We start from the raw sequence: 16,747 nt of genomic DNA on the forward strand, positions 1-16,747 counted from the left end.
TCAAACCTCGATCGTTTTCGGACGGCGGCGTTCGAACCACATCACGACCATCAGGCGCGTCACGAAGATCGCGGTGAAGACCGAGGTCAGAATGCCGAGGCCCAGAGTGATTGCAAAGCCGCGCACAGGGCCACTACCCATGGCAAACAGGATCACGGCGGTGATGAATGTGGTCACGTTCGCGTCCAGAATGGCAGACAGCGCCTTTTCATAGCCCAGTTCGATTGCGCGCGCCGGACCTTTGGCGGATTTCAATTCCTCGCGGATACGTTCAAAGATCAGCACGTTGGCGTCCACCGCCATACCGACAGTCAATACGATCCCCGCGATACCCGGCAGGGTCAGGGTTGCTCCGATCATGGACAGCAGACCGAACAACAGGCCCACATTGATGATCAGCGCGATGTTGGCGAAGATCCCGAACAGACCATAGCTGAGCGCCATGAAAACCAGTACTGCCACAAAGGCCACGATTGTGGCGACTTTACCCGCGTCGATACTGTCCTGCCCCAACTCGGGTCCGATGGTACGTTCTTCGAGGAATTCCAAACCGGCAGGCAGTGCGCCCGCTCGCAGCAAGACGGCTAGGTTGGTGCTTTCCTCAACCGTAAAGTTGCCGGTGATGATGCCCGAGCCACCCGGAATATGACTTTGGATCACGGGGGCTGAAATCACTTCATCGTCCAGAACGATGGCAAAGGGGGCTCCGATATTGTCGCGGGTGTAATCCCCGAATTTGCGCGCACCAGACGTGTTGAACCGGAAGTTGACCGCAGGGCGGCCGTTTTGGTCGAATGCGGGCTGCGCATCGACCAGTTCCTCTCCGGTAACGACTGGAGCGGACTCAATTGTGTAATAGACACCGCTTTCGTCAATCGACGGCACAATTTCTTCACCGATGCCTGCAACGGCATCCGGATCGGTGCCGCGTCCGGCAACCGGGTTAAAGGTCAGTTGCGCCGTCGTGCCGATGATCTCTTTCAACTCACCCGCGCTGCCGATGCCAGGCACCTGAATTAGGATACGATCGGCACCCTGACGTTGAATGGTCGGCTCTCGGGTGCCCACTTCGTCGATCCGGCGGCGGATGATTTCCAACGATTGACGCACTGTGCGGTCGTCTGAGGCCAGTTTTTCTGCCTCGGACAACTGAACGACAATCGTGTCGCCTTCGGCACGTGCCTCGATATCCGTTGCCCCGACACCGGTCAGGGTCTGCACTTGACGGGCAAGACCGCGCACGACCTCCAGTGCCCGCGCCATGCCCTCAGGCTGGCTGATGCGCACGCGAATCTCATCTGGGGCCGATTCCTGACGGCGGACCGTCCCAACGGTCGAACGCTCATCGCGCAGGGCGTCACGGATATCTGGCCACATCGCCTCCATCCGGGATTCGTAGACGTCCTGCACCTGAACTTCGGCCAACAGATGTGCACCGCCGCGCAGGTCAAGGCCCAGATTGACCAGTGACGAGGGCAGCCAGTTCAGCCATTGCCCCGCCTCGGCCTGCAACTCGGGCGTGTCCACGCCCAGTTCGATCGCGGCTTTGGCGTCGTTTGATTGCTCGACCCGTGTGTAAAACGCATTTGGCAGGGCCATGATCAGGCCAGTCACGCAGACCAGCCAGATCAGAACCCGCTTCCAGGTATCAATGTGCAGCATTACCCTGCCTTTTCAAGGATTTGTAAGGTGGTGTTATTTCGCGGGTTCGGTTTTGTTCAGAACCTGAGCGATGGTCGATTTGACGACACGCACTTTGACACCTTCGGCGATCTCGACTTCGATCTCGTTTTCGCCTTCCTTGACCTTCGACACTTTGCCGATCAGCCCGCCTTGGGTGACAACCTGATCCCCCCGACGCACGGCATCGACCATGGCCTGATGTTCCTTCATTTTCTTCTGCTGCGGACGGATCAGCAGGAAATACATGATCGCAAAGATCAGGATAAGCGGGAGAAACTGGGCGATTGCGCCACCTTCCATGGGATATTCCTTTGTTCAGATCTTGCGGCACCGTTCCGCAAATTTTGCCGGAACCTATGCTTTGAAATGCGCGTTTGCAAGCAAAGGTGGTCATGTGATCGGCCGCAACCTGACAAAGGTGCCACATGAACCGGTCAATCGTTGCAGATATGTCCTATGCAGATATCTCAATTTGGCTATAGTCGAACATCAGGGGGGGCAATGAGAGCTAGATACAAACCATTCCAATCGTTGACGCTTTTGCTGTCTCTGCTGAGCTTGATCTTGTGTCTGGCCGCATCGGTGAAGGCCCAGGAATTGCCTGCCGAAGCCACCGAACCCGAGGCGGAAGAAACCGAAAGTTTCAAGGCACCCGTCATCGTGGACGGCGACATGTTGTTCTTCCTGCGCGGCTCCAGCGCCCTGCCCGCGCCGGAACGTGCCGAAAGCGTGCAGAACAAGATCATTGATGTGGCCGAGGCCTCGGAAAGCCCCACGGTCGACATCACCTTTGAAGAAACCGACCTGGGTATACGCATTCGCGCCGACGGTGAAATCGTATCGATCGTTACAGTTGCAGACGCCGAACTGGACCAGATGGAGCTGGACGTCCTCGGCTTCTTGCATGGTCAGGCCATCGAAGAGGCCATCCTTGCCTACCGCTCCAACCGTACAGATCAAGCCCGGGTATCCGGAGCGATTGAAGCCGCGGGATGGACCTTAGGTTTTGTCGTCTTCGTGCTGGTTATCCTTTGGCTTCACCGGCGGATCAGGCGGCGCACTCTGAAACTGGTAAAGCGTTATTTGAAGGATGTCGAAACGGCGACGGCCAAAAGCGTTCAGGCCGAAGCAATCGCCGCCCTGATCCGATACGGGCTGAATTTTGCCCTGTTGGTCATCTTCTTTCTCGGCTTCTACTACTACCTGTCCTTCGTTCTACTGGCCTTTGCGGAAACACGCTATTTCGCGCAACTGCTGCTTACCTATCTGACAGAACCGGTACTGCTGATATTCAAGGGAATACTCAGCTATATCCCAAACCTGATTATGCTCAGCCTGATCGCATGGGTCACGTTGTACATAATCAAGGGCATGCGCGTGTTCTTCGACGCGGTCGAAGCCGGTTCGTTCGAAATGGGCGACTTTGAAAAACACTGGGTCAATCCGACGTTCAACATCGCTCGGGTTGTCGTGATTCTGATCGCGCTCGTCTTTGCCGTTCCCTACATTCCCGGTTCGGATTCGGCCGCCTTCCAGGGTCTGACCATTCTGGTCGGCGCCATGCTGTCGCTGGGTGCCAACTCGGTCGTGTCCAACATGCTGGCGGGGCTTTTCGTGATCTATCGCCGTTCCACGTCAATTGGCGACCGTATTCAGATCGGAGAGCATATCGGCGACGTGGTTCAGATCAAACTGATGGAGACGCATCTGAAATCCATCAAGAACGAGCTGATTTCGATCCCGAACGCCCAATTGATGAATTCGGACGTCGTGAATTTCTCGAAGAAAACCGATGGCAGTGGGTTGCTGCTGCACACGACGGTTGGCATCGGATATGAAGAACCGCCCGAAAAGGTCGAAGCGATGCTGATCGAGGCGGCCAACCGCACCAAGGGGATCAAGGCCAAACCTGAACCTTTCGTGTTGTGGACGGCGCTGGCCGACTACGCCATCAATTATCAGATCAACGGTTACACCACCCGCGGCAGCATCATTCCCAAAATCCGCTCGGACCTGCATCGCAATATTGTCGCCGTTTTCAATGAGAACAAAGTGCAGATCATGACGCCATCTTACATGGCTGATCCGCCAGAACCAAAAATCCCGGCGGATGAATGGGATGGTCATCTGGCACATGAATCGCACGAGGAAGCGGATAAGTCGTAACCGGCGCTACACCCTGCCACACAGATGGTGCATAAGCGGTTTCAGTGATTCACGCATTCAAGGATCTGAGACATGCACGACATCCGCGCCATTCGCGAAAACCCTGCCGCTTTCGACGCCGCTTTAGCGCGCCGTGGGGACGCGCCGGTGTCGTCAGATTTGCTCAGGCTGGACGAAAGCCGCCGCGCCAAGATTCTGGCGGCCGAAACAGCGCAAGCCGAACAGAACAAAGCGTCCAAGGAAGTCGGGGCTGCCAAAGCTCGAGGCGACGAAGCCGAATTCGAACGCCTGCGCGCGCTGGTCGCCGAGAAAAAGGCCGAAATCGCGCGCATGCAGACCGAGGCCAAGGATCTGGATGCCCTGCTGACGGATCAGTTGATCCGGATCGCAAATCTGCCCGCCGAGGATGTGCCGGATGGCGTGGATGAAAACGACAATGTCGAGATCAGCCGCTGGGGCACACCGCGTGAACTGGATTTTGCGCCCAAGGAACACTTCGAGATCGAAGCCGTTCAGCAAGGCATGGATTTCGAAACCGCGGCCAAACTCTCGGGTTCGCGATTTGTGCTGTTGTCCGGTGGAGTCGCCCGTATTCATCGCGCTTTGGCGCAGTTCATGCTGGATACGCATATCACCGAAAACGGGCTGACCGAGGTGAATGGCCCGGTTCTGGTTCTGTCCGAGATGATGCAGGGCACCGGCCAATTGCCGAAATTTGGCGAAGACAGCTATCAGACCCGCGAAGGCTGGTGGCTTATCCCGACCTCCGAAGTGTCGCTGACCAATATCGTAAACGACAGTTTGATCGAGGAAAGCTATCTGCCCCGCCGCTACACCGCGCATTCCCTGTGCTTCCGGTCCGAGGCCGGATCCGCGGGCAAAGACACCCGCGGGATGTTGCGGCAGCACCAGTTCGAAAAGGTCGAGATGGTTTCGATCACGCATCCGGACAAATCGGATGAAGAACAGAAGCGCATGCTGCGCTGCGCCGAGGGCATTCTGGAAAAGCTGGGCATTCCTTACCGCACTGTCATCCTGTGTACCGGTGACATGGGCTTTGGCGCCCGCCGCACCTATGATATCGAGGCCTGGTTGCCCGGTCAGGACACCTATCGCGAGATCAGCTCGGTTTCGACCTGTGGTGATTTCCAGGCCCGCCGCATGAACGCAAGGTTCCGCCCCGAAGGTGGCGGCAAGCCGGAATACGTCCATACGCTGAACGGTTCGGGTTTGGCCGTTGGGCGTTGCCTGATTGCAGTGCTGGAAAATGGCCAGAACGCGGACGGCACCGTGACCCTGCCCGAAGTCCTGAGCCCCTATCTGGGCGGCAAACTGACCCTGCAACTGGACGGCACACTAGCCTGAAAAACGAAACCGGCACCACCGGGCGCCGGTTCACAATGCAAGACGGGGCGAAGGAATTTATTTCTTCGCCTTTTTCTTGTCCTTCTTGCTATCTTTCTTCTTGTCACTTTTTTTCTTGCCCTTCTCGGCGTCTTTTTTGCCCTTCTCGGCGTCTTTTTTGCCCTTCTTGGCGTCTTTTTTCTTTTCGTCCTTTTTCGATTTTTTGTCCTTCTTGGACTTTGCTTTCACCTTATCCTTGGCCTTGGAAAACGCTGCTTCCATTTCTTTGCGTTTCTTGGCGGCTTTTTCAGCTTTCGCCTTGGCCTTGGCCTTTTTCTTGGCTGCGGCTTCGGCTTTTTCGGCCGCCGCTTGTTCTTCTGCCGCTTTGCGTGCAGCTTCTTCCGCCCGTTTTTCTGCCGCTACAGCGGCCACGGTCTTGCGAGGGGCGGCTTTTCGTGTCGCCGGCTTTCGGGCGGCTGGTTTTGCGGCTGCTGGCTTCCGTGCCGCTGGCTTTCGTGCCGGCGCCTTGCGCGCGCCAGGTTTACCGGCAGTGGGTGTTGCGGCTATTGCGGCTTTTGCGGCTTCGATCAATACGGCGGCTCGGCTCTCACCGACCCGAGGAACCTTGACCAGATCTGCGGGTGACGCCTTCGCTATCGCTTCTGCGGTCTTAAAGCCATTGGCTGCAAGGGCTTTTTCCAGCGCCTCTCCCACACCTTTTACGTCGGTCACTGCAGTCATCTAAGGGTCCTTTCTCTATCGCCCTGCCTCATCGCGTATACATTGGAAATGCATGTACGCCAGTTCAGCACTTGCCTTCTCAGAGCCAATGGATCAGCTATGCGCCAACCCAGCGGTTCGGTCATTTTTCGGGAATGGCACGAGGCGTTTCGCATCCTCATCCCAAAGCTTGAGGTTCAAAGCCGCCACTGCCTCGGGGAACTTGATCCGACGAGGCGTGAATTCAGGCGGCAGGTTATAGTGGCAGGCCCGCAACCGGTACGATGGGATACGTGCGTTGTAATGATGGATGTCATGTAGCGTGATGCAGGCGACGGCAGTATCGAACCACCATCCGAAGTCCAGTGCAGAAGATCCATGCAACGCTGCAGTCTGCGGGTTCAGATCAGGACGGCGATCCCAATAGGTATCTTCAAAATTGTGTTGCAGATACACGAGAAACACACCCAGCATTCCACCCAGAAAAGAAAACACCAGCCAGACCAGAATTCCGGTCATGCCCGCCACCAAGTACAACAGGCCCAAAAATACGATGATCGAGGCATTGTGAAGCAAGACGCCTTTGACACCGAAACGAACAGTGTTCTTGGGCCAGCGATAGCGAATGAAATATGTGAACAGCGCACCGACCGGCACCAGGATGAAAGGGTTTCGATACAGCCTGTAAAACAAACGAGTTTTCCAGTCCGCGTCCTGCCATTCCCGCAATGTCATGGTGTGAATTTCGCCGGTCTCACGATGCTCAAGGTTTCCGATCCCCGCGTGGTGCAGATTGTGGTTCTGTTTCATCACCTCGAACGGTGCAAAGGTGAATGGCGAAAGACCATGCCCTGCCCATTCGTTCTGCATTCGCGTTTCAAACAGCGAATGGTGCCCGCAATCATGTTGCAGCACATAAAGGCGTACCGCCGAAAAGGCGAAAACGATCCCGGCCGGGATCATGATGTACCAGCGATCCACGAATACGATCGCCAGAGACAACGATGCGAAATACACCGCAAACGTGCCGAAATAGCTCAGTGCAGCCAATCTGTTGTCCTGAACTGCGTAGTGTCTTGTGTATTCCCTCAGATCCATCCAGTCCGCTCCCCACGATGGCCCTGTTTTAATCTGTTAAAAATCCAGGCGCGGCTTGACCGCGTGCAGGCAATGCATGTGCTGACAGATGCACACACATGAATGCTAACGCGCAGAACAGGGACTGTCACGCCCTCAGAGCGAAAACGCTGAAAATTGGCGCAGTTACGCGCTGGCGTCAGGATCACCGGCACTGAAATACGCAAACCTTTCATTTGAAGGAAGCGCCCGAGAAATACTGCCCTGAAGTGTCTCGAAAAGCTTCAACCGCATTCGCATGCCCCTCTGAGTTGACGCGTGGAGACTTCCGATCAGAATAAGAACCAGAATTTTCAGGTCCATTGATTGATTTTTTCGAGAATAATAATGCCGTTTGCGCCAATGATCTGCGTCTCGCTTGCGGGGTGCTCTTATAACGGTTTCAGCACCTCATCCTCTGCCGCCATCTTGACTGGCAATGCAGTCCTGCACGAGTTGCGCGGTCGCGGGCTGCACCTCAATTCAGGATCGCAGTTTGGTCTATGGGGAACGCAGCGGCGTGAACATCGCCTTGCGCTCTGATCCTGCCAAGGCACTGCCTGTCGAGGTCAACTCAGGTGTACAGCGCCGCATAACGACGCTGGTTCCGCCCATATCGCGCAATCAAAACAAACGACCCAATGATGAGGCGGTCAGTTTGGTTTCGACATTTGATCTGACCTATGACAATGCCGACGCTTCCAAAGGTCTTTTCGGAGGTCGAACGCGAATTGCATCGATCTTCACGACCGGCTCAGCCGCGACCGAACTGGCGACGGCCATTGAACAGGGCAATGGGACGTCGGAGGGTATCGCCAATGCCGCAGAAGCGAACCGCGCATTCGTCCTTGGGAACGATTGAGACAACCAGCCTGTGTCATCAAAGCCCTGTGTCTGGTGCGCAGCTTATCCGCGCCCCTTCAGATGCTTGGCCAATGCGCCCGCGTTTTTCTTGCGCCGACCCTTGTAGGGGTTCTTGTCCCCCTGCCCGCGCAGCGTCAGGCGGATCGGTGTTCCGGGCATGTCGAAATCCTGCCGTAAACCGTTCACCAAATAACGGGTATAGCTTTCAGGCATTTTGTCCGGATGCGAACACATCACCACAAACCCCGGAGGTCGGGTTTTGGCCTGCGTCATGTAGCGCAGTTTGATCCGGCGTCCCTGTGGGGCTGGCGGCGGGTGTTGTTCCAGCATCGCGGTCAGCCAGCGATTCAAGGCGGCAGTCGGCACCCGACGATTCCAGACGTCATGGGCGCGCAGGATCGCGGCGCGCAAACGCTCCAACCCCCGGCCCGTCTTGGCGGAAACCGTGATCAGCGGCGCGCCGCGAAGTTGCGGCAGCAGACGGTCAAACGACTCCTTCAACTCGCGCAGCTTTTCCTGCTTGTTGTCTTCGATGTCCCACTTGTTGACGGCGACGACAACGGCCCGGCCTTCGCGCTCGGCCAAATCGGCAATTCGCAGATCCTGCTGTTCAAACGGGATCGCGGCGTCCAGCAACACAACGACGACCTCGGCAAATTTTACCGCGCGCAGGCCGTCGGACACGGAAAGCTTTTCCAGCTTTTCCTGTACTTTTGCTTTCTTGCGCATCCCTGCGGTGTCAAAGATCCGCATCGGCGTGCTTTGACCGTCCGGGTCAGCCCAGTCGATTCGCAAACTGATTGCGTCACGCGTGATCCCGGCTTCTGGCCCGGTCAACAGACGGTCTTCGCCGATGATCTTGTTGATCAAGGTGGATTTGCCAGCGTTCGGACGCCCCACCACCGCAACCTGCAAGGGTTTGGCTGCAGTGATCAGCGGCGTCTCACCCTCACCGTCTTCGTCCAGTTCAATGTCGGTTTGCGGGGCTTCCTCGACCTGTTTTTCCTCTGCCGCATCCGCCAGAGGCATCAGCTGCGCATAGAGGTCCGTCATCCCTTCACCGTGTTCGCCCGACAAGCGGACCGGTTCACCCAGACCAAGGTTGTAAGCTTCCAGAACACCCGCATCCGCAGCATTGCCTTCGGCCTTGTTGGCCGCAAGAATCACGTGCTTGGACCGTTTGCGCAGGATCTCTGCGAACATTTCATCCGTAGGTGTCACACCCACGCGCGCGTCGATCATGAACAGGCAAACATCAGCCATGTCCACGGCACGTTCCGTCAGACGGCGCATCCGCCCCTGAAGGCTGTCATCCGTCGCGTCCTCAAGACCCGCCGTATCAATCACTGTAAAGCGCAGATCGCCCAGACGCCCTTCGCCTTCGCGCAGGTCACGCGTCACGCCGGGCTGGTCGTCGACAAGGGCCAGACGTTTGCCCACAAGGCGGTTGAACAGGGTGGATTTGCCCACATTCGGGCGCCCCACGATGGCGAGGGTCAGCGACATGATACTCAACTTTCAAGACTCAAGAAGCGCCCTTTAGCGCATCTTGCCGTCAACGGAAAGCGTGTAGATCCCCCTTGGAGGAAACGACATACAGCGTTTGCCCGGCGACAACCGGAGCCGTAGTTGCACCTCCGGGAACTTCGACCTGGTGAACCAGTGCCCCGTTAACCGGATTGAAGAAGCGCAGATAACCATCATTGGATGCAATCACAATACGGCCTCCGGCCAGGATCGGACCGTAATGTGCAAAGATCGGTCCACGGCGGCCTCGCTTGTCCTTGACAAAGCTTGGCAGATCCTGCGCCCAGATGACCGAGCCATCGGCCGCATTCAAGCGCACCAGCTGACTGCGGTCACTGATCAGGAAGATGCTGTTGCCTGCGGGCCAGACAGTATCAACCGCTCCTTCATCGGCGGTCCAGCGGCGTTCACCGGTGGCAGCGTCAAAGGCAACGGTCCGGCCAGAATGGTTGCCGATATAGATTGTGTTTCCGACAACCATCGGACTGCCGGTCACGTCAACGATCTGCGCAGCGGCCCGTCCCCGCCGCCCGCCTGCGACGGACGCATTCCAGCGACGGATGCCCCCACGGCGGAAGGTGGCCGCAACATCGCCGGACCCGAATGCAAACACAGCCAGGTCCGAGGCAATCACCGGTGCCGGTGCGCCCAGAACGTTGCCGACGCTGGGCGTGCCTTCGATTTGCCAGGCGATACGCCCATCCTTGGTGTTGATGGTCCACCCGGTCTCGTCCCCCGCAACCAGGTACAACAACCCGTCATTGACCATCGGAGAGCCGCTTCCGGTTGCGTCCAATCGCTTCTGCCACCGCACGGCGCCCGTTTTTGCATCCAATGCGGTCAATCGCCCGAACCCGGAGGACACATAGAGAACGCCGTTCGAATACGCCATGCCGCCACCGGTGGCGTCTGCATCACCGTCGCTTGGCGGAACCAGATCGGTATCCCAGGCCAACTGGCCCTGCGGCGTGACCGCTGACACCGTCGCCCCCGCATCCAGTGTATAGATCAACCCGCCCGCAACCACCGGTTCGGCGGTGATACGTTGCTTGCGCGAGTCGCCCTGCCCGATCGACACAGACCAGACCCGCTGTGGCGTGCCACGCAGTGCTGCGTTCGAGGTTCGGTAAGCAGCCGTACCAGGGCTTTGCGGCCAGCTGGCATTCGCTTTTTGAGCTGGCAGGCTGATGGGCTGAGAGCCGCTTTTTTCCACTGTTTCCAGATCAGACGCCGGACGGATGTCTTCACGTTCTCCGGGCAAAATCGCTTCGGGAGGTTCACAGGCGGTCAATGCGGTCAAAGCCAGTGCCGCAACCGGCAATCCCGCGCGGGAAATTAGTCTTGTTACCATGGTGTTCCGAACTCGCCTGTCATTAAGTCTTTTGTCCCGCCTGGTCAGCCCTGTTGCGCCACCAATGGCTCGGGTTCGCCGCCCAACGCAACTATCAGCTGGGCCGCACGCTGTTGCAGATCAATACCGACCTCGGCGTCCTGACGCAGCGCCTGCAAGCGGTCCAGTGCCGCATCGACATTGCCCTCGGACACGTCGATCAGGGCCAGTTGCTCTTCGGCCAGCAGTCGAAGGGGCGCACCCGGCGCTGCCAGCGCTTCGAACTGCTGTCGACGGTCGGCGGCGGGCAAGGTGTCGTTTTGCAACAAAAGCGCCTTGAAGCTTGCGATCGCACGATAGATCTCGGGCAAATCCCCCTGCACGGCAACCGCGTTCAGACTGTTGACCGCCTCTTCGCGCGATCCCGCTTCAAGCTGAGACGCAGACAGCAGCATGTTCAGAACAGCATTCCCGCCCGGCGACTGCGCCTCGATTTCCCGCAAACCGGCTGCCCGTGCATCAGAATCGTTTTCCGACAGGGCCGCAAGAATCGAGTCACCCAGATCCTGCGCCTGGGCCGTATCGCGGGATTTGCGGTATTCATTGAATGCCGCCCCGCCAACAATCAGCGCGACCGCCGCCACACCAACCCAGCCCCAACGGCGCAGCAGCAGATACATCCGGTCACGGCGTACCTCTTCCGTGACCTCATCAATGAAACTGTCGGTGTCGCTCATTCCTGCCCCCTGGGCTGTGTGTCTTGCATAAGTGCGCCATGTCATACCCCGCCACCAACGCCAAGCCAAGGGTTCGATTTTGCGCATTTTCACCGCTTGGCTTCTCTCTTGCGAAAAAAACTAAACCGAACTATTCAGTTTAGTGTAGAAATTACACAGCCGACGCCCCATTTCATACCAAGACGGCCCGCTTTCGTTGGCACCGAATTCTAGGAGAAACACTGAATGCGTTTGATTTCTTTCATCAACGCCCTTCTGGTTATTATTGCGTTGTATTTTCTTGTTTTTGAGCGCGACTCTTTGTTTGCTTTCGCCGGGCGTGGCGAAGCGGAAGAAGCGGCGCAGACCGAAGCCGCCGAATCCGACGAAACCGATATTGATGCCGTTGGCGTGGTCGCCCTGCGTTCGCAGGCGCGCGAAATTGACAGTGCGGTTCTGCTGCGAGGACAAACCAAGGCGAACCGGCAGGTCGAGGTTCTGTCTGAAACCACGTCCACGGTCATCTCGGAACCCAAGCGCAAAGGTGCCTTTGTCGAGGCCGGGGATGTTCTGTGTGAACTCGACCCCGGCACGCGCCCAGCGCAACTGGCCGAGGCGCTGGCCGGAAAACTCGAAGCCGAAAGCCGCATTCCCGAGGCTGAAGCCCGCTTGCAAGAGGCGCATGCCCGTGTGGCCGAGGCCGAAATCAATCTGACGGCTTCGCGCAAACTGGCGGAAACCGGGTTTGCTTCGGAAACCCGCCGGATTTCCAGCGAGGCTGCGATGAGCGCCGCCAAAGCAGGTGTAAAATCCGCCGAAGCCGAGCTGGAGGCGACCCGGGCCGGAATCGAAGCCGCCGCAGCGGCTGTCGAAGCCGCGCAGCGAGAGGTTGGCCGCCTGACCATCAAAGCCCCATTCAAGGGTCTGCTGGAAAGCGACACCGCCGAATTGGGCAGCCTGATGCAGCCCGGGTCCCTGTGCGCGACTGTAATTCAGCTCGATCCGATCAAACTGGTCGGGTATGTTCCGGAAACCGAGGTCAACCGTGTTCAGGTGGGGTCCGAGGCGTCGGCAACACTGGTCACCGGTCGGCAGCTTGGCGGCCGTGTCACCTTTCTTAGCCGCTCGGCGGATGAGACAACACGCACCTTCGAAGTTGAAATCACGGTTCCGAACCCGGATCTGACCATTCGCGACGGTCAGACCGCGACCATTCGCATCGCGGCAGAGGGCACCAAGGCGCACCTGCTGCCTCAATCCGCACTGACCCTGAGCAACGAAGGTCAATTGGGTGTCCGTACGGTCGGTACCGGCAATGTCGTCGATTTCATGCCCGTCCGCATTCTGCGTGACACGACAGAGGGCGTGTGGATCGACGGCCTTCCCGAAACGACGGATATTATTGTTGTCGGTCAGGAATTCGTGACACGCGGTGTAACTGTTGCGCCGACCTATCGGGAAGCATCCCAATGACCGGCGTTGTCGCATGGGCTGCTGATCGGGCCCGAATGGTATTGGCATTTATCGCCATCTCGCTCGTTATAGGCGGGTTTGCCTATGTCTCGCTTCCAAAAGAAGGCGAGCCAGATATCGAAATCCCCGCCCTGTTTGTATCAGTGCAGTTTCCCGGGATTTCCGCGGAGGATTCTGAAAACCTGCTGATCAAGCCGATGGAGACCGAACTGGCGGATCTCGACGGGCTCAAGGAAATGACCTCGACCGCTGCCGAAAACTATGCAGGGGTCGCGCTCGAATTTGACTTCGGTTGGGATAAAACCGCGATCATGGCGGATGTGCGTGACGCGATGAACACAGCTCAGGCGGACTTCCCCGAAGGCGCAGAACAGTATTCCCTGACCGAGATCAACTTTTCCGAATTCCCAATCGTCATCGTGAACCTGACCGGTTCCGTTCCCGAACGTACGATGGCCCGTGTCGCCAAGGATCTGCAGGACGATCTTGAGGCTCTGGATTCCGTTCTCGAAGCCGGCATCGCAGGCAATCGCGACGAGATGCTCGAGGTCGTGATCGACCCGCTTCGGCTCGAGGCGTACAACGTGACGGCGGACGAGCTGATCAACGTGGTGCGAAACAACAACCAGTTGATTGCGGCCGGTGAAGTTGAAACCGCGCAAGGCACCTTCTCGGTCAAGATACCGTCGTCGTTTAAAACCGCACAGGATGTTTACGGCCTGCCCATCAAGGTCAACGGGGATCGGGTCGTAACCTTGGGGGAACTGGCGCAGATCAATTACACTTTTGAAGACCGTGAAGGCACGGCCCGTTTCAACGGTGAATCGACCGTTGCGCTGCAGGTGGTCAAACGCAAGGGATATAACCTGATCGACACTGTCGCTCAGGTGAAGGAGACCATCGCCCATGCAAAGACCAAATGGCCGCCCGAGCTTCAGGCGGCGGTTGACCTGGGTACATCGAACGACCAGAGCCGCATCGTCGGCTCGATGGTCAGCCAGCTTGAAGGCTCGGTTCTGACTGCAATCGCGCTGGTGATGATCGTGGTTCTTGCCTCGCTGGGCACGCGGGCCGCCCTGCTGGTCGGATTTGCGATCCCGACCTCGTTCCTGCTGTGTTTTGCGTTTCTTGCCGTCATGGGCATCAGCATTTCCAACATCGTGATGTTCGGCCTCATCCTCGCTGTGGGGATGCTGGTGGATGGCGCCATCGTGGTTGTGGAATACGCCGACAAACGTATCAAGGAAGGCGTCGGCCCGATGCATGCTTATGTCGAGGCCGCCCAGCGCATGTTCTGGCCCATCGTGTCCTCGACCGCGACGACGCTCTGTGCGTTCCTGCCCATGTTGTTCTGGCCCGGTATTCCTGGTGAGTTCATGGGAATGCTGCCGGTCACGCTGATCTTCGTTCTGTCGGCTTCACTGATCGTGGCGCTGATCTATCTGCCTGTCATGGGCGGTGTTTCCGGTCGGCTAAGCCGCATCTTCGACCGGTCCTCGACCTGGTTGCGGGCCCGCACGCCATGGTGGGTACGGGTGTTGATGGTGCCGCCGTCGCTGTACATGATCTTTCTGGGCGCGATGCAGGTTCTGAACCCCAACTACCTGCTGCCCGGGGGCTCGATCGCCGGCGCCCTGCTGTTCCTGTTCGGGGCGTTTGCCGGGTCCGTAACCCTGAGCGCGGCCAAAATTGAACGCGCCGAAGAGGACCACGTTCATACAGCGGACGAACACACTCCGTTTGGCCATGTGATCCGGTTCCTGGTCGGCAACCCGATCATGCCTATTGTCTCTCTGTTGGTCGTTTTCTCTGCGGTGTATTTCGTGACATTCGTCTGGTTCCCCCAGGAATCCCGTGGCGTTGAATTCTTCGTGGAAAGCGAACCTGAACAGGCCACCGCATATGTGCGTGCTCGCGGAAACCTTTCCCTGGCTGAAAAAGACGCGATGGTTCTTGCCGCCGAAGAGATCATCGGATCTCATCCCGCGGTCATCAATGTCTTTGCCTTTGCCGGCGAAGGTGGCCTGAACCAGAATAACGGTGGCGCTCAGGCGCCCGCCGATACAGTGGGCCGGGTTCAGTTCGAAATCATCCCGTGGGAAGATCGTCCCAACATCTCGGAATCCGCTCTGTGGGGCCTGTTCGAGCGGCACTTCGTGGCGCCCGAATATGACGGCGACTTCGTGATTGATGAACTGAATGCCCAACTTGCAACGATCCCCGGTATCATCGTCGAGATTCTGCCCTTGGAGCAAGGCCCTGCTTCAGCCAAGCCTGTGCATCTGCGCATCAAGGGTGACGGGTGGGAAGACCTGACCTCGGCAGCGATCACCGCCCGCGAGGTTTTCGACACCACGCCGGGCCTGATCAAGACCGAAGACACCCTGCCCCTGCCCGGCATCGACTGGCAGATTGACGTGGATGTCGCCAAGGCCGGTCGGTTCGGAGCCGACGTGGCAACCGTCGGCGCCATGGTCCAGTTGGTCACGCGCGGCATATTGCTGGGCGAGATGCGCCCGGACAGCAATGATGAAGAGATCGAGATTCGCGTTCGCCTGCCCGAAGAAGACCGCGTTTTGTCGACACTGGATACACTCAAGGTTCGTACCCCGGACGGTTTGGTGCCGTTGTCGAACTTCGTAACGCGCAAACCCGTGGCCAAGCTGGCCGAAATCAACCGCGTCGACCAGCAGCGATACTACGACGTCAAAGCGGATGTCGAACCGGGGCTGAGCAAGGTCGTGACCGAAGGCCCCGATGGAAAACAGGTGCGGCTGGCCGTCATGCGTGAAGTGACGGAAGGCTACACACCGACCGGCACCGTTCTGAATGGTACGGGTGGAAAGTCATATGAACTGGTGCAACTGACCGGCGCAGAAAGTGTCGACCAGCTGCGCAGCGCAATCGAAGACGGGGACGCTCAGTTTGCGCTGATCAACCCGAACGAGCGTATTGCGGTGCTGACGGAGTGGCTGGAAACCGACCCGTTTGCCAACGCGATCAGCTGGGAATGGACCGGTGATCAGGAAGAACAGGAAGAATCCGGCGCCTTCCTGGTGAACGCGTTCATGGGCGCCCTGGGGCTGATGTTCGTGATCCTGCTGGCGCAGTTCAACTCGTTCTACAATTCGGTGCTCGTGCTGCTGGCAGTGGTTCTGTCCACCACCGGGGTTCTGATCGGCATGATCGTGATGGAACAGCCCTTCTCGATCATCATGACCGGGACCGGCATCGTGGCCCTGGCCGGTATCGTGGTGAACAACAATATCGTTCTGATCGACACCTATCAGGAATACAGCAGCTATATGCCGAGGATCGAGGCGATCATCCGCACTGCGGAGTCCCGTATCCGCCCTGTGCTGCTGACCACGCTGACAACGATGGCCGGTCTGACGCCGATGATGTTCGGCCTATCGCTGGACTTCATCAATGGCGGCTATTCCATCGACAGCCCCACCGCACTGTGGTGGAAACAGCTGGCCACGGCGGTGGTCTTTGGCCTGGGCATTGCAACTGTCCTGACGCTGATCGTGACGCCATCGCTTCTGGCCTTGCGGGTCTGGGTGACAACCTATGCGATTTGGCTCAGCCGAGTTCTGGCCCGTGTAACGGCAGGCCGGTCCAGCCAGATCGCGCAGGACATGGCGATAGGGCGCTCTGCCCGGCAGATGCAGGCCACTGAAATTGTGTGGGAGGACGACTCGCGTTTTGAAGGATCAGAACAGGACAGTCGATCAGATCAGTCTGGTCGCCCCTCTGGCCCGCCGCTGAAAGCTGCTGAATAAAGGAAGAGGACCGGTATTCCCGG

General features: G+C 58.0%; 12 protein-coding genes. 5 read left to right on the forward strand and 7 right to left on the reverse strand.

Annotated features, from left to right (window positions below; genetic code table 11):
• Together secD and yajC are read right to left on the reverse strand one after the other, a co-directional pair.
• Entirely contained in the window at positions 1-1,662 is a 1,662-nt protein-coding gene (gene secD, locus GS614_RS03990) for a protein translocase subunit SecD (protein ID WP_171725554.1), read from the reverse strand.
• Positions 1,663-1,695: 33 nt separating this feature from the next.
• The gene (gene yajC / locus GS614_RS03995) at positions 1,696-1,983 is read right to left on the reverse strand and encodes a preprotein translocase subunit YajC (RefSeq protein WP_152458368.1); all 288 of its coding nucleotides are present in this window, start codon (positions 1,981-1,983) and stop codon (positions 1,696-1,698) included.
• A 201-nt stretch (positions 1,984-2,184) separates the two neighbouring features.
• Here yajC and GS614_RS04000 point away from each other — a divergent pair, with 201 nt between their 5' ends.
• Positions 2,185-3,849 (forward strand): mechanosensitive ion channel family protein, encoded by a 1,665-nt coding sequence (locus GS614_RS04000; protein ID WP_171725555.1) that lies wholly within the window; start codon positions 2,185-2,187, stop codon positions 3,847-3,849.
• 72 nt (positions 3,850-3,921) lie between these two features.
• On the forward strand, positions 3,922-5,214 hold the full coding sequence (gene serS / locus GS614_RS04005) for a serine--tRNA ligase (RefSeq protein WP_171362644.1): 1,293 nt from the start codon (positions 3,922-3,924) through the stop codon (positions 5,212-5,214).
• 57 nt (positions 5,215-5,271) lie between these two features.
• Here serS and GS614_RS04010 read toward each other — a convergent pair whose 3' ends face one another.
• The gene (locus GS614_RS04010; RefSeq protein ID WP_171725556.1) at positions 5,272-5,934 is read right to left on the reverse strand and encodes a helix-hairpin-helix domain-containing protein; all 663 of its coding nucleotides are present in this window, start codon (positions 5,932-5,934) and stop codon (positions 5,272-5,274) included.
• 93 nt (positions 5,935-6,027) lie between these two features.
• Entirely contained in the window at positions 6,028-7,011 is a 984-nt protein-coding gene (locus GS614_RS04015) for a fatty acid desaturase (RefSeq protein ID WP_171115297.1), read from the reverse strand.
• Positions 7,012-7,525: 514 nt separating this feature from the next.
• Between GS614_RS04015 and GS614_RS04020 the strand changes: the two genes are divergently transcribed.
• Positions 7,526-7,891: a hypothetical protein gene (locus tag GS614_RS04020; RefSeq protein ID WP_216601086.1), complete on the forward strand. Its 366-nt coding sequence runs from the start codon at positions 7,526-7,528 to the stop codon at positions 7,889-7,891.
• A gap of 44 nt (positions 7,892-7,935) precedes the next feature.
• Here GS614_RS04020 and der read toward each other — a convergent pair whose 3' ends face one another.
• The 3 genes from der to GS614_RS04035 are packed head-to-tail and all read right to left on the reverse strand — an operon-like array spanning position 7,936 to position 11,487.
• Positions 7,936-9,399: a ribosome biogenesis GTPase Der gene (gene der / locus GS614_RS04025; protein ID WP_171167550.1), complete on the reverse strand. Its 1,464-nt coding sequence runs from the start codon at positions 9,397-9,399 to the stop codon at positions 7,936-7,938.
• A gap of 49 nt (positions 9,400-9,448) precedes the next feature.
• Positions 9,449-10,771 carry a PQQ-like beta-propeller repeat protein gene (locus tag GS614_RS04030; RefSeq protein WP_171167548.1) on the reverse strand — a complete coding sequence of 441 codons (1,323 nt, stop codon included), beginning with the start codon at positions 10,769-10,771 and terminating at the stop codon, positions 9,449-9,451.
• Positions 10,772-10,815: 44 nt separating this feature from the next.
• Positions 10,816-11,487 carry a hypothetical protein gene (locus tag GS614_RS04035; protein ID WP_171167546.1) on the reverse strand — a complete coding sequence of 224 codons (672 nt, stop codon included), beginning with the start codon at positions 11,485-11,487 and terminating at the stop codon, positions 10,816-10,818.
• A 225-nt stretch (positions 11,488-11,712) separates the two neighbouring features.
• On the opposite strand from GS614_RS04035, the gene GS614_RS04040 reads away from it, so the two are divergent.
• Together GS614_RS04040 and GS614_RS04045 are read left to right on the forward strand one after the other, a co-directional pair.
• A complete protein-coding gene (locus GS614_RS04040; protein WP_171167544.1) occupies positions 11,713-12,939 on the forward strand; it encodes an efflux RND transporter periplasmic adaptor subunit in 1,227 nt (408 codons plus the stop codon).
• Positions 12,936-16,724 carry an efflux RND transporter permease subunit gene (locus GS614_RS04045; RefSeq protein ID WP_171327967.1) on the forward strand — a complete coding sequence of 1,263 codons (3,789 nt, stop codon included), beginning with the start codon at positions 12,936-12,938 and terminating at the stop codon, positions 16,722-16,724. Before GS614_RS04040 ends, GS614_RS04045 begins: the two co-directional genes overlap by 4 nt.
• Positions 16,725-16,747 lie beyond the last annotated feature (23 nt).

This window comes from Ruegeria sp. HKCCD6604 (assembly GCF_013110635.1).
In the GTDB taxonomy this organism is placed as follows: domain Bacteria; phylum Pseudomonadota; class Alphaproteobacteria; order Rhodobacterales; family Rhodobacteraceae; genus Ruegeria.